Origin of the sequence: Streptomyces inhibens (assembly GCF_022221585.1) — a bacterium.
In the GTDB taxonomy this organism is placed as follows: domain Bacteria; phylum Actinomycetota; class Actinomycetes; order Streptomycetales; family Streptomycetaceae; genus Streptomyces; species Streptomyces inhibens.
In genome coordinates this window covers 6254849-6268567 of the sequence record NZ_CP084681.1, presented here as the reverse complement: position 1 = coordinate 6268567, position 13719 = coordinate 6254849, and the positions used below count along the sequence as shown (strand labels likewise).

Below are 13719 nucleotides of genomic sequence, written 5' to 3'. Positions count from 1 at the left end.
CACCCGGTCACTGTACGGAGGGCGCGGCGGCCGCCGCGCCCCGGAGGCCGTCGGCGGTGGCGGACCCGGCTTGTCGCCGCTGGACGCTGCCCGGCTTCAGAGCCGCAGCTGATAGATGCCCACGCCGCTCTCCGCGCGGTAGCCGAGCGCCGCGTTGACCGCCCGCATCGGTGTGTTCTCGTCCGCGACGGTCGTCATGATCTCCTGTACGCCCGGCTGTTGTGCGCGCAGATACTCCAGCATCCGCAGCTTGACCGCCCGGCCCAGGCCGCGGCCGCGGTGCCGGGGGACGACGACGGTGTCGTACTGCACGGCCCGCACGGTCTCGGGTGTGGGCAGTACGAGCTCGGTGTAGCCGGCCACCGCGCCGTCCGCTTCCGCGATGACCGCCACGGTCAGCAGCACCCCGCCGCGGTCGAGGACGACCCGGGCCGCGGCGCGTACCCGTTCGACGTCCCACGGGTCGTGCTGTTCGTCCCGATCGCCGGTCGGCGCGTCCTCCATGGCGTCGTGGGCACGGGCGTGCGCGGCGGCGTGCTCGTCGGGGACGACGCCGCTCCAGCTGGCGAAGCGATAGCCGTCGGGGAGCGGGACGTTCCCGGGCCCGCCGGGGGCCGCCGGCGCGGTGACGTCCTGCACGTACGCCACCAGCGGCAGCGCGCACTCCGCGCCGTGGGCCAGGGCGAACTTCTCGCCCGCGCCGCCCTGTTCGACCAGGGCGCTCACCGACGTACGGCCCTCGGCGGCGAGAACCGTGCGCACCTCGGCCCACAGCGCGCGGCCCACCCCGCGACCGCGCTGGTCGGGGTGGACCGTGAGGGTGTCGAGGGAGGCGTTGCCGGCGTTCTCCTCGGTGTCGAAGAGGCGGAGCAGGGCGACTCCCGCGTAGCCGGTGGCACCGCCGGGAGCCGGCAGCGTGAACGGGACGGCTCGGCTGTGCAGGGAGGGTATCCGCAGCCGGCCGGCCTCGGCGGCCCGTTCGGGGGCGGGGCTGCTCGGCCGGTCGTGGGCGTGAGCGGCGGCCACCACGGCGAACCAGGCGTCGGTGTCGATTTCCATGTGGCGCACCGTACGCAGCGACGACGCCCGGCGCGCCGTATTTTCACGGCACCACCGGGCGTCGGTCACTGCGTGTCACGAACAGTCACATCACATCGAGTCATGTGGTGTCGGCAGCGCTGTCACATCGTGACGTCACTTCAGCGCGCTGCCGGCCACCCACTGCGACCAGTCCATGTTCCAGCCGTTCAGGCCGTTGTCCGGCTTGATGGTCTGGTCCGGGGAGTTCACCTCGACGACATCGCCGATCTGCGAGTTGTCGAAGAACCAGGCGGCTTCGGTCATGGGGTTCTTGGCCCCCTTGACGTCTTCCAGGCCGATGCAGCCGTGGCTGGTGTTGGTCTTGCCGAAGATGCCCTTGCCCCAGTAGTTGCCGTGGATGAAGGTGCCGGAGGCCGACAGGCGCTGGGCGTGCGGGACATCGGGGATGTCGTACTCGCCCTTGCCGTCCTTCTTCTTGAAGCCGACGGTCGAGCCGTCCATCCGGGTCTGCTGGAACCGCTCGGAGATGACCATCTTGCCGTTGTAGGTGGGGTGCTCGTCGCTGCCGGCCGAGATCGGGATGCTCCTGAGGAGCTGGCCGTCACGCACCACGAACATCAGGTGTGCCTTGGTGTCAACGGCGCTGACCTGCGAGTGACCGATGTGGAAGCTGACGGTCTTGTTCTGGATGCCCTTGACGCCCGGCGACGCCTCGACGCCGTCAAGGCCGAGCTCCATCGTGACGTCGGAGTTCGCCTGCCAGTACTCCTGGGGACGGAAGTCCAGCCGCTTGTCGTTGAACCAGTGGCCGACGACCTTCTGGTTGCTGCTGGAGGCGACCTTGATCGCGGACTCGACGTCCGCCTTGTTCTTGATCGGCTTGTCGAAGTTGATCGACACCGGCATACCGACACCGACGATCGAGCCGTCCTCCGGCGTGAAGTTCCCGACGAAGCTGTTCGCCGAGGAGACGGTGGTGAAGGTGGCGTTCTCCACCGCCGTGCGTCCCTGGGAGTCCACCGCATGCGCGGTGACCTTGTACTTCGTCGCGCGGCTCAGTGCCTGGTTCGGCTGCCAGGAGGTGCCGTCGGCGGACAGTGCGCCCTCGACCGTCTTCTTGGAGTCGACGGAGGTCATCGTGACGTCGGTGAGCTGTCCGCCACCGACCGTGACCGCGGCATCACTGTTGATGCCCACGCCGGTGGCGCCGTCCTTCGGCGAGATAGTGATCTTGGCGTCGGAGGCGTCCTTCGCGGCCGCCTCGTCCACCTGCTGAGTGTTCTCGTGCCGGGGGCCGTCGGCACCGCTACCGCCCCGGTCAGCCGCATTGCTGCCGCCACACGCCGCAAGCGTGAGTACGCCCCCAAGCAGCGCGGCGCTGGCTATGAGGCCCTTGCGGCGCTTGCTGTCCGTCATCACGTGTGCATCTCCATTACTACCGATTGCGCATAAATCCCCGAGCGAGCTGCCAACTGAACGCAGGCATGAGTGGACGCAGGCATTCCGGCCGACGCCATATGAACGCCTTTTCCGTTTCGCCCGTTCCGTGCATCCCAACAGTGTGGGGAGGGCCACCGGCCAATCTCTACAAATTGTGTGGAAAGCCACTTATTCATTTGCCGGCGCGAACGAGGCGCTGATCGAGGCGCCGATCAGGCCGCCGCGGGCCGCCCACGTAGTCGACCCCCGCACGGCCGGAAGCCGTACGGGGGTCGTGATCAGCAGGTGGGTCGGGGTACCGGGCGGCGCTACCCGGCCGTGTCGTCCGCCAGGTCCCATTCCGCCGCGTCCCACTCGGCGTCCGGGTCGTAGTCGGTCAGCTCCTCGCTGCTCCAGGAGGCCTGCGCCAGCTCGGTGCCCGGCACGGTGTTGACGAGGTCGAACGGATCGATCAGCTGGGCCAGCGCCTCCGCGGGATCCTCCTTGACCGTCTCCCGGGACTGCCGGCGCTCCTCGTCGGGCAGCGAGGGATCGCCGTCGATGTGGTCGAGGGCGGCGCCGGTCAGCTGCCCGGCGTCCGCGATCTCCATGATCAGTTCCACATGAAGCCGTACAAAACGTGATGTCTCACCATTGCTCATAGCACGGAGGTTAGGCATGGACGGGTCCTGACTTCCCCGCGACCCGCGGCGGTCACTAACATCTGAGGTCAACGGCCAATTCGCCGAACCCACAAGGGGGATCGCTTCCGTGTCCGCACGACGACCACTGCTGACCGCCGCAGCCGCGGGATCGGTGCTGCTCGCCCTGTGGTTCGTACCGTCCGCCAACGCGATCGTGGGGGATGACGGAGCGACAAATTCCGGTCTGCGGACGGCTTCCGCACCGGTCGAATCGGGCCTGGCCGACCGGGCGCACAGCGGGGCACAGGACACCGACACCCGGTCCACGACGACCACCTCGCGCGGCAGCGGCCCGGACACCGGCGCCGCCGCCACACCGCGGCACTTCCTCGCCGACACCGGCAGCCCGGACACCACGCCGTACGTGGTCGGCGGCGCCGCCTGTCTCGCGCTCGGCGCCGGCCTGGTCGGCTACTCCGTCCGCCGCACCCGCGACGAGACGGCCTGAGGCTCACCCGGGGCACCCGGCACCAGCCGTCCGGGCGCCCCGCCGTCCTGTTACGCCAGCTTTCCGGTGACCGACTCCGCCGCCGTCACCAGCTTCCCGGCCCGTACGAACGCATACGCGCCCTCCAGGTCCGGCGCCAGGAAGCGGTCCTCGCCCGGCCCCTCGACGCCCGCGGCACGCACCGCGTCCAGCACCGCGCGGGTGGCGGGAGCCGGCGTCAGGCCCTCGCGCATCTCGATGGCACGGGTCGACGCATAGAGCTCGACGGCGACGATCCGGGTCAGGTTGTCGATCGCGGTCCGCAGCTTGCGCGCCGCCGACCAGCCCATCGAGACATGGTCCTCCTGCATGGCGGAGGACGGGATGGAGTCCACCGACGCGGGCGCGGCCAGCCGCTTGAGCTCGCTGACCAGCGCGGCCTGCGTGTACTGGGCGATCATCAGGCCGGAGTCGACGCCCGGGTCGCCGGCCAGGAAGGCGGGCAGCCCGTGCGAGCGGTTCTTGTCCAGCAGCCGGTCCGTACGGCGCTCCGCGATCGAGCCGAGGTCGGCCGCGGCGATGGCGAGGAAGTCCAGGACATAGGCGACCGGCGCACCGTGGAAGTTGCCGTTGGACTCGACCCGGCCGTCGGGGAGGACGACGGGGTTGTCGACGGCGGCGGCCAGCTCGCGGTCGGCGACCAGGCGGGCGTGGTCGAGGGTGTCCCGGCCGGCGCCGGCGACCTGCGGGGCGCAGCGGATGGAGTAGGCGTCCTGGACGCGCGGGGCGTCGTCCTGGTGGTGGCCGGTGAAGCCCGAACCGGCCAGCACCTTGGCCATGTTGGCGGCCGAGGCGGCCTGCCCGGGGTGCGGGCGGATGGCGTGCAGCTCGGGCGCGAGGACCTTGTCGGTGCCGAGCAGCGCCTCCAGGGAGAGGGCCGCGGTGATGTCCGCCGAGGTGAACAGCCGGGCGAGGTCGGCGCAGGCCATCACGAGCATGCCGAGCATGCCGTCGGTGCCGTTGAGGAGGGCCAGGCCCTCCTTCTCGCGCAGCTCGACGGGGGCGATGCCGTGCGCGGCCAGCAGCTCGCCGGCCGGCCGTACGACGCCGTCGGGGCCCTCCGCGTCGCCCTCGCCCATCAGCGTCAGCGCACAGTGCGAGAGCGGTGCGAGGTCGCCGGAGCAGCCGAGCGAGCCGTATTCGTGCACGACGGGCGTGATGCCGGCGTTGAGTATGGCGGCCATCGTCTCGACGACGAGCGGGCGGACGCCGGTGTGCCCGGAGGCGAGCGTCTTCAGCCTCAGGAACATCAGGGCGCGGACGACCTCGCGCTCGACCCGCGGGCCCATACCGGCCGCGTGCGAGCGCACGATGTTGCGCTGGAGCTGGACCCGCAGCTCGGGGCTGATGTGCCGTACGGCGAGGGCGCCGAAGCCGGTGGAGACGCCGTAAACGGGGTCGGGCTTGGCGGCGAGCTCGTCGATGAAGGCGCGGGAGGCGGCGACGGCCGCGAGGGCCTCCTCGGACAGCTCGATCCGGGCGGCGCCGCGGGCCACCGCGATGACGTCCTGTGCGGTCGTGCCGGACGTCCCCAGCACCACAGTGTGCATATCCATATTCAGGCACCCTAGAGACTGAATCGCCGGATGTCACCACCGGATTTCGGGATCACCCCTTACCCGGAGTACACGCAAGGGACCGGGGGTGTGCAAACGACCCCGGTGTGTGCGGCACGAACTGGCTCCTCACCTCCGGAAGCGTCGACGCTCCGGCCCCGGCCGCCGGTCCGGGGCGTCCGCGAGCCGTACGACCGGGTCGTCCCTGCCGCCGTGCCGCCCGGCGACCACCGGCTCGCCCGACCGCGCCGCCTTGGCCTTGTACTGCGCGGCGTCCGCGAGCCGGAAGAGCCGGCGGGCGCTGTGCACCGGCCCGATCGGGTCGCCGGTCGAGGCGACACCCACGGCGACGCCCTCACCGAGGTCCAACTCCCCGGCCCGTTCGCACAGTTCACCGGCCACCTTGACCACCTCGTCGGCCGGCGGGCCCACCGCGAGCAGACAGAATTCATCGCCGCCGAGCCGGGCCGCGAGCGTGCCGGGCAGCATCGCGCCGCACAGGGACAGCACCGAGCCGAATCGTTCCAGCAGACGGTCGCCGACCGCATGGCCGCGCGAGTCGTTCACCAGCTTCAGCCCGTTGAGATCGCACACCACCAGGCTGACCACCGCCTCGTCCAGGCGGTGCAGCTCCAGCGCCTCGTCCAGCCGCATATCGACGGCCCGGCGGTTGGCGAGGCCGGTCAGCGCGTCGGTGAAGGCCAGCCTACGGGCCTCCGCCAGACGCTCGGTCTGGGCGATACCGGCGGCCGTCACGGCGGCGAGCACGCTCGCGAAGTCGGCGTCCGCCCGCCCGAACACCGGCTCGCCGGTGCGCCGGGCGACATACAGCTCACCCCACGCCCGGCCGTGCAGCACGATCGGCGCGACCACACAGCAGCCACGGCCGCGGCGGCGCAGCGCGGCCACCCGCTGCTGGTTTCCGGAGCCACCCCGCCCCGCCCCGGCCCGGCCCTGCGGCGGCTCCCCGGGCGCCGGGCCGCCTTCCGCGGTCTCCACCCAGGCGCTGGGCTCACCGCCGCCGGCCCACTGCTCGTGCAGAAAGCCGACGATCTCCGGGAATTCGTGTACGGGGTAGCTCTCGTCTTCCGGGAACTCCTCCTCGCCCTCGGCGAGTTCGCCGATATTGACCAGCACCCGCAGCTTGCCCAGTTCGCGCTCCCATTTCGAGATCGCCGCGAAAGAGCCGCCCAGGGCCTGGCGCACGCCCTGTGCCGCGGCGTGCGCCGATTCTCGCGGCGTATGCGCGGCCGCCATCGCCTGCGCCAGCTCCACCACGGCCCGCAGCCTCGCATCGCCCTCGCCCGTCACCGGATCCTCGCATTCCGTCACCGTGAGCACGCTCTGTACTACAGCGTAGGAATGTTTAACCCCTTTCGCCCCTTTCCGTACGTGATTGACACCCGGCCGTGATGCGCTTCATCCCTGGTGGAGGGCGAACCGGGCCACTTTGGGGGCACGTTGGCAGGGGCGCACGGAATCCCTTACGGAGAGTCACCGGTGGCTCGCCGTCCGGCGCCGTCTCACTCGCCGGGCCACTCCGGGTCCCGCTTCTCGTTGAAGGCCGCCACGCCCTCCGCGCGGTCCCCGGAGAAGGCCACGCTGCGCCACGCACCGTCCTCCAGGTCCAGGCCGGTCCGCAGGTCCAGGCCGTGCCCCAGCCGCATCGCGCGCTTGGCCGCGCGCAGACCCACCGGCGAGTTACGGGCGATCTTGGCCGCCAGCTCCAGCGCCTCGGCGCGGTCCTGCCCGTCCGCCACCACCTGGTCGACCAGGCCCAGCTCCGCGGCCTCGGCCGCCGGCACCCGGCGCGCGGTGAACACCAGCTCGGCCGCCCGGGCCGCGCCCACCCGGCGCGGCAGCAGCTGGGTGCCCCCGCCGCCCGGGATGACGCCCACCGACACCTCCGGCAGACCGACCACCGCCGTACCGTCCGCGACGATCAGATCGCAGGCCAGCGCCAGCTCGAAGCCGCCGCCGAGCGCGAAACCGTGCACCGCGGCGATGGTGGGCATCGGCAGTTCCAGTACGCCGGTGTAGGCGGCGCGGGTGTGCGGGCGCTGGCGCATCAGATCCGCGTCGGTGAAGGAATTGCGCTCCTTGAGGTCGGCGCCCACGCAGAACGCCCGCTCATGGGTGGAGCTGAGGACCACCGCCCGTACGGAGCGGTCCGCGGACAGCTCGGCGCAGGCCTGCGCCAGGCTGTCGGCCATGGCCGTCGAGACGGCGTTCATGGCCTTGGGACGGTCCATGACCAGTTCCGCCACGAAGCCATGGCGCTCGACGGCGACCCAGCCGTCGGCTCCGAACCGTTGCCGTTCCATGCGGCCCTCCCTGTTAACGGACGTTGACCTGAAGTGGGGATCATGTCAGGTGGAGCGTCCGCGGGACAGGACGGAAGGGAAGGCAACGGGCTCGGTCAGCTGCGGCGGCTCAGCAGCCACGGCTCCACGACGCCCAGGCCACGCACCGGCCGCTGCCACATCGGCTGCAGGGCGAAGCGGTAGGACGGCGGCGCCTCGCCCGTGCCCTCCTCGGCCGCCTTCTCCGCGGCCGCGGCGTCCGCCTCGGAGACGGGTGCGTCGCCGATCCGGCCCAGCTCCTCCGCGAACGCCTCGTCCACCAGCACGGTGTCCTTCGGCGCTATCGAGGTGAGGCGGCTGGCGAGGTTGACCGTCGTACCGAAGACATCGCCCATCCGGGTCGTGACCGTGCCGAAGGCGATGCCGACCCGCAGCTCGGGCATCGTCTCGTCGTTGGTCATCGTCTCGATCAGGCGCAGCCCGATCTCGGCGGCGACACCCGCGTCGTCGGCCGAGAAGAGGACCTCGTCGCCGAGGGTCTTGATGAGCCGGCCGCCGTGCGCGGCCACCAGGTCGGAGCAGGTGGTCTCGAAAGCCTCCACCAGCTCGCCCAGTTCTTCCTCCTCCAGGCGGCGGGTCAGGCGGGTGAAGCCCACCAGGTCCGCGAAGCCGACGGCCAGCCGCCGGTCGACCATCTCGGCGTCGTCCTGGGCCCGTACGACCCGGCCGGTGGCGGCGGCGAGCTGCCGCCGCCAGACGTAGACGAGGAACTCCTCCAGCTCGGGGAGCAGCAGCTCGACCAGCGGATAGGTGATCTCCGTACGTGTCAGGCCGGAGTCCTGGGGTTCGGTGAGGCCCTCCAGGAAGGAGTCGATCTGCCAGTCGGCGAGGCGGGCGGTGGTCTGGCCCGTGGAGCGCGCGACCTGGATGGCCATGGCCTCACTGAGCAGACCGGCCTCGACGAGACCGGCGAGGCGGCGCAGGGCCAGCACATCGGCCTCGGTCAGAGCCTTGACCTGGCCGATGTCGGCGAAGCCCATCGCCCGCCAGAAGCGGGCCGCGAGATCCATCGAGACGCCGGCGCCGCGGGCCGCCTGGAACGGCGTGTAGCGGCGGTCGGCGCCGAGGATGAGTTGTTCGAGGCGGATGGCGATGGTGTTCTCGTCGCCCTCGTCGGCGGCCCCTGAGGGATCGCCGACGGGGACGTCGCTCACGGCATCGTCCTCGGTGTCCATGTCGCGCGGGGCGGCGCCCGAGTCGTCGGCGGTCACCGGCCGCTCCCTGTCCGATCCCTGCGCACTGCCCTTCCGATCACTGCTCGCCGGTGGTCCGCTCCCTGGCGGACCGCCTCAACGATACGGCAGGTGTGCTCTGGCTCACTCTCACATGCCCGCTCTGACCACGGAAGAGGTGGGGACACGCCGGGCGGCGGCCGTGCCGTACCGGGTCAGCCGTCCGCCGGGCGCAGGTGGACGATGTCGCCCGCCGCCACGGGCTGCTGTACGCCGTCACCCGTGGCCAGGACCAGGCGGCCGTCGCCGTCGATGGCCACGGCTTCGCCGAGGATCTCGGTGTCGCCGGGGAGTTCGGCGCGTACGGAGCGGCCCAGGGTGGCGCAGCCGGCCACATAGGCCTCCTGGAGGCGGCTGGCGACGGGGTCGCCGTCGGCGGTCTGCCACTCGCCGTACCAGTGCTCCAGTGAACGGAGTACGGCGCGCAGCAGCGGGTCGCGGTCGGTGGTGCGGGCGCCGGCCAGGGTGAGGGAGCCGGCGGTGGGCACGGGGAGTTCCGCGGCGGTGAGGGTGACATTGAGGCCGATGCCGATGACCACGCCCTGGCCGGCTCGTTCGGCGAGGATGCCGCCGATCTTGCGTTCCGCGCCGGTGGGGATCCCCCCTGGACCGGGCTTGTCGGAGTCCTCGGGGGAATTCGCCAGGAGGTCGTTGGGCCACTTGAGTGCGGTGTCGATGCCGGCCGTGCGGGAGAGCGCGGTGGCGGTGGCGACGCCGGCGAGCAGGGGGAGCCAACCCCAGCGTTCCAGGGGGACGCGGGGGGTGAGGTAGACGGAGAAGAAGAGACCGGAGCGGGGCGGGGCCGACCAGGTGCGGTCGAGGCGGCCGCGGCCGGCGGACTGTTCCTCGGCCACCAGCACGGCGCCCTCCGCCTCGCCCTTGGCCGCGCGGGCCGCCAGGTCGGTGTTGGTGGAGCCGGTGGCGGGAACGACGTCAAGAGAGGTCCAGAGGGCGCCGGGGCGTACCAGGGCGCGGCGCAGCGCGGTGGCGTTGAGCGGGGGACGGCCCAGATCGCTCCAGCGGCCGGTTTCTTTGTCCCGGTTTTCCGGTGGTTGAGGGGTCATGGCACCAGCCTAGGTGTGGTCAACGACGCAGTGCCGCTGAGCAGTCCCGCCGATACGCTACGAGTCGGTAGCCAAACCCGTACCACCCTCAGTACGAGCACCAGTCCAGGACGAGCAGGAGCCGCATCCCGATGTCCGAGCCGGAAGCAAACATCCACACCACCGCGGGCAAATTGGCGGATCTGCAGCGACGGGTCGAAGAAGCCACGCATGCCGGATCCGCCCGTGCAGTGGAAAAGCAGCACGCGAAGGGGAAGTTGACGGCGCGTGAGCGCATCGATCTGCTGCTGGACGAGGGCTCGTTCGTCGAGCTGGACGAGTTCGCGCGGCATCGGTCGACCAACTTCGGGATCGAGAAGAACCGTCCCTACGGAGATGGTGTCGTCACCGGTTACGGCACCGTCGACGGGCGGCCGGTCTGCGTCTATTCGCAGGACTTCACGATCTTCGGCGGATCGCTCGGCGAGGTCTACGGCGAGAAGATCGTCAAGGTGATGGACTTCGCGCTGAAGAACGGGTGTCCGGTCGTCGGGATCAACGACGGCGGTGGCGCCCGGATTCAGGAGGGCGTCGTCGCCCTGGGGCTGTTCGCGGAGATTTTCCGGCGCAATGTGCATGCGTCGGGTGTGGTGCCGCAGATTTCGCTGATCGTCGGGCCGTGTGCGGGTGGCGCGGTGTACTCGCCCGCGATCACCGACTTCACGGTCATGGTCGACCAGACCTCGCACATGTTCATCACCGGTCCTGACGTCATCAAGACCGTGACCGGTGAGGATGTCGGGTTCGAGGAGCTGGGCGGCGCCCGTACGCACAACACCACCTCGGGTGTGGCGCACCACATGGCGGGGGACGAGAAGGACGCCATCGAGTACGTCAAGGGTCTGCTGTCGTACCTGCCGTCCAACAACCTCTCCGAGCCGCCGGCCTTCCCGGAGGAGGCGGATCTGGAGACCTCGGACACCGACCGTGAGCTCGATGTCCTGATCCCGGACTCGGCGAACCAGCCGTACGACATGCATGTCGCGATCGAGCATGTCCTGGACGACAATGAATTCCTGGAGACCCAGGCGCTGTTCGCGCCGAACATCCTGACCGGCTTCGGGCGGGTCGAGGGCCATTCGGTGGGCATCGTCGCCAATCAGCCGATGCAGTTCGCCGGCTGCCTGGACATCAATGCCAGCGAGAAGGCCGCGCGCTTCGTGCGGACCTGCGATGCGTACAACATCCCGGTGCTGACGTTCGTGGACGTGCCGGGCTTCCTGCCGGGGACGGACCAGGAGTACGACGGGATCATCCGGCGCGGCGCCAAGCTGATCTACGCGTATGCGGAGGCGACGGTCCCGCTGATCACGGTCATCACGCGTAAGGCGTTCGGTGGCGCGTATGACGTCATGGGCTCCAAGCACCTGGGTGCCGATCTCAACCTGGCCTGGCCGACCGCGCAGATCGCCGTCATGGGCGCGCAGGGCGCGGTCAACATCCTGCACCGCCGCACGCTGGCCGCGATCGAGGACCCGGCCGCGCAGGACGAGCGGCGCCAGGAGCTGATCCAGGAGTACGAGGACACCCTGCTCAACCCGTATGTCGCGGCCGAGCGCGGCTATGTCGACGCGGTGATCATGCCGTCCGAGACGCGCCGGCACATCGTCCGCGGGCTGCGCACGCTGCGTAACAAGCGCGAGGCGCTGCCGCCGAAGAAGCACGGCAACATCCCGCTCTGACCGGCAGCAACCACCGACCGTCGAAGGAGGCCCGGTCTCGATGATCAAGGTCGTGCGAGGTAATCCCACCCCTGAGGAGTTGGCCGCCGCACTGGCGGTGGTCCAGGCCCGCGCGGCAGCGGCCGCCGCTGTCGCGCCCGGTGGCACCGACCGTCGCAGTGAATGGTCGGACCCGGCTTCCACGGTTCCGGCGCGGGCCCGTATGCCGCACCCGGGCCCGCGTGCCTGGCGGACGAGTTACTGGCCGCGTTGACCGGCTGAAATCGAACGGTGACCCATGGCTCAGGTCGGTGCATGGTGCACTGACTAGTCCTTTGCGCCGCGGCGCCTGAGTACGCGTACTCAGGCGCCGCGCGCACGACGGGCACAGGATCGATACATGCTGTGGTCAGATCCGCCCGATGAACCGCCCGAGGAGCTGCGCGATGTGCAGGTCAAGCTCCGCCGGATGGGCATTGTGCTGGCCGTGGCCGCGGTGGTGCTGATGGTCCTGCTCTCCGGAAGGTGACCGTTCCCGTCCGCGGGGAGGCGACGCTCACACTTTCCACCCGCAACCATTGCCGCTGAAATCCCCTCTTTCCCTCTCGACAGCGCAATTCGGGCGTCCGCCGCCGGGGCGCCGGCCGACGGGAGTGGGAGAGCGATGAACAGGCCGCTGAGGCATATAGCCGTCTTCTGCGGGGTGCTGGTGCTGGCGCTGCTGGCCCGCGCGACCTGGGTCCAGTTCGTCCAGGGCAACGAGCTCGCCAACGACCCGAACAACCGCCGCGTCAAGATCGAGGCGTTCTCCTACCCGCGCGGCAACATCATCGTCGGCGGCAAGCCGATCACCGGCTCCGTGGCGACCTCCGGCGACTTCAAGTACAAGCGGACGTACAAGGACGGTCCGATGTACGCGCCGATCACCGGCTTCGCCTCGCAGGCCCAGGGCACGACCCTCCTGGAGGGCATCTACAACAAGGTGCTCAGCGGCAAGGACGACCGGCTCGCCCTCAAGCGCGCCAAGGACATCCTGACCGGCGAGAAGCCGCGCGGCGGCGATGTCCTCACCACCATCGACCCCAAGGCGCAGAAGGCCGCGTACAAGGGGCTGACCGACCTCAACGCCAAGGGCGCGGTGGTCGCCCTGGACCCGCGCGACGGCAGGGTCCTCGCGCTGGCCTCCACCCCCTCCTACGACCCGTCGGTCTTCGCCGGGATCTCCAACGCCGAGGGCAAGAAGTTCCAGGCGCTGGACGCCGACAAGAGCAAGCCGCTGAGCAACCGGGCGCTGCGCGAGACCTTCGCTCCCGGTTCCACGTTCAAGATCCTCACCGCGGCGGCCGCCCTGGAGCACGGCGTGGTCAGCGATATCAACGCCTCGTCGGGCGCCGCCGCCCCGTACCAACTGCCGCTCAGCACGACGAAGATCGGCAACGATGTCGCCGGCGCGCCCTGCGACAAGGCCTCCCTCAAGACCGGCATGCAGTGGTCCTGCAACAACGTCTTCCTCGACACCGCGCTGAAGGTCGGCAAGGACAAGATGCGCGAGACCGCGCAGAAGTTCGGCTTCAACTCCGACGTCTACGACAAGGACCTCGGCGACCTGCTGGCGACCAAGAGCCTCTACCCCGACAAGCTCGACAAGCCGCAGACCGCGCTGACCGGCATGGGCCAGGGCAGCCTGACCAGCACGCCGATGCAGATGGCGATGGTGGCCGCCGCGATGGCCAATGACGGCAAGCTGATGATGCCGCACATCGTCGACGAGGTGCGCGGCTCCGATCTGTCGACGATCGAGAAGATCGAGCCCAAGATGATGTCCCAGGCCGTCTCCGCCGACACCGCGAAGAAGGTGCAGGAGATGATGGAGTACACCGTCTCGGAGGGCACCGCCAACAAGGCCAAGATCGACGGCGTGACGGTCGGCGGCAAGACCGGCACCGCCCAGCACGGCGCGAACGTCAACGACGAGCGTCCCTACGCCTGGTTCGTCTCCTACGCCAAGCAGAGCGACGGCAGCTCCCCGGTGGCGGTCGCCGTCTTCGTCGACCCCAAGGACATGGACATCCCCCGGGAGGAGATCGCCGGTGGCAAGCTGGGCGGCCCGATCGCGAAGTCGGTCATGGAAGCGGTGCTGAACAAGTAGTCCG

Annotated in this window: 13 protein-coding genes; 5 read left to right on the top strand and 8 right to left on the bottom strand. The window is 70.2% G+C overall.

What is annotated here, in order from left to right; genetic code table 11:
• Window positions 1-96: 96 nt before the first annotated feature.
• The 3 genes from KI385_RS28520 to KI385_RS28510 all read right to left on the bottom strand — a co-directional run bounded on the left by KI385_RS28520 (window position 97) and on the right by KI385_RS28510 (window position 3071).
• The gene (locus KI385_RS28520; protein WP_238575014.1) at window positions 97-1059 is read right to left on the bottom strand and encodes a GNAT family N-acetyltransferase; all 963 of its coding nucleotides are present in this window, start codon (window positions 1057-1059) and stop codon (window positions 97-99) included.
• A gap of 135 nt (window positions 1060-1194) precedes the next feature.
• The gene (locus tag KI385_RS28515) at window positions 1195-2457 is read right to left on the bottom strand and encodes a L,D-transpeptidase (protein WP_238575013.1); all 1263 of its coding nucleotides are present in this window, start codon (window positions 2455-2457) and stop codon (window positions 1195-1197) included.
• Between the two features lie 332 nt (window positions 2458-2789).
• Complete coding sequence (locus KI385_RS28510) at window positions 2790-3071, bottom strand: hypothetical protein (protein ID WP_238575012.1); 282 nt, start codon at window positions 3069-3071, stop codon at window positions 2790-2792.
• Between the two features lie 160 nt (window positions 3072-3231).
• Between KI385_RS28510 and KI385_RS28505 the strand changes: the two genes are divergently transcribed.
• Window positions 3232-3612 carry a hypothetical protein gene (locus tag KI385_RS28505; RefSeq protein WP_238575011.1) on the top strand — a complete coding sequence of 127 codons (381 nt, stop codon included), beginning with the start codon at window positions 3232-3234 and terminating at the stop codon, window positions 3610-3612.
• A gap of 50 nt (window positions 3613-3662) precedes the next feature.
• On the opposite strand, the gene hutH is transcribed toward KI385_RS28505, so the two are convergent.
• The 5 genes from hutH to KI385_RS28480 all read right to left on the bottom strand — a co-directional run bounded on the left by hutH (window position 3663) and on the right by KI385_RS28480 (window position 9866).
• Window positions 3663-5207 (bottom strand): histidine ammonia-lyase, encoded by a 1545-nt coding sequence (gene hutH, locus KI385_RS28500; RefSeq protein ID WP_238575010.1) that lies wholly within the window; start codon window positions 5205-5207, stop codon window positions 3663-3665.
• 129 nt (window positions 5208-5336) lie between these two features.
• A complete protein-coding gene (locus tag KI385_RS28495) occupies window positions 5337-6464 on the bottom strand; it encodes a GGDEF domain-containing protein (RefSeq protein ID WP_238577883.1) in 1128 nt (375 codons plus the stop codon).
• 266 nt (window positions 6465-6730) lie between these two features.
• Window positions 6731-7531: an enoyl-CoA hydratase/isomerase family protein gene (locus tag KI385_RS28490; RefSeq protein WP_238575009.1), complete on the bottom strand. Its 801-nt coding sequence runs from the start codon at window positions 7529-7531 to the stop codon at window positions 6731-6733.
• Window positions 7532-7626: 95 nt separating this feature from the next.
• Complete coding sequence (locus KI385_RS28485; protein ID WP_238575008.1) at window positions 7627-8781, bottom strand: adenylate/guanylate cyclase domain-containing protein; 1155 nt, start codon at window positions 8779-8781, stop codon at window positions 7627-7629.
• A gap of 176 nt (window positions 8782-8957) precedes the next feature.
• Window positions 8958-9866: a biotin--[acetyl-CoA-carboxylase] ligase gene (locus KI385_RS28480; protein WP_238575007.1), complete on the bottom strand. Its 909-nt coding sequence runs from the start codon at window positions 9864-9866 to the stop codon at window positions 8958-8960.
• Between the two features lie 131 nt (window positions 9867-9997).
• Here KI385_RS28480 and KI385_RS28475 point away from each other — a divergent pair, with 131 nt between their 5' ends.
• The 4 genes from KI385_RS28475 (at window position 9998) to KI385_RS28465 (ending at window position 13715) form a co-directional block, all read left to right on the top strand.
• Window positions 9998-11587 (top strand): acyl-CoA carboxylase subunit beta, encoded by a 1590-nt coding sequence (locus KI385_RS28475; RefSeq protein WP_128510077.1) that lies wholly within the window; start codon window positions 9998-10000, stop codon window positions 11585-11587.
• A 40-nt stretch (window positions 11588-11627) separates the two neighbouring features.
• Window positions 11628-11840, top strand: coding sequence for an acyl-CoA carboxylase epsilon subunit (locus KI385_RS28470; RefSeq protein ID WP_238575006.1), 213 nt, complete (start codon window positions 11628-11630; stop codon window positions 11838-11840).
• Between the two features lie 126 nt (window positions 11841-11966).
• Window positions 11967-12095: a morphogenic membrane protein MmpB gene (gene mmpB / locus KI385_RS44010; RefSeq protein WP_280525006.1), complete on the top strand. Its 129-nt coding sequence runs from the start codon at window positions 11967-11969 to the stop codon at window positions 12093-12095.
• A 135-nt stretch (window positions 12096-12230) separates the two neighbouring features.
• Window positions 12231-13715 (top strand): peptidoglycan D,D-transpeptidase FtsI family protein, encoded by a 1485-nt coding sequence (locus tag KI385_RS28465; protein WP_238575005.1) that lies wholly within the window; start codon window positions 12231-12233, stop codon window positions 13713-13715.
• Window positions 13716-13719 lie beyond the last annotated feature (4 nt).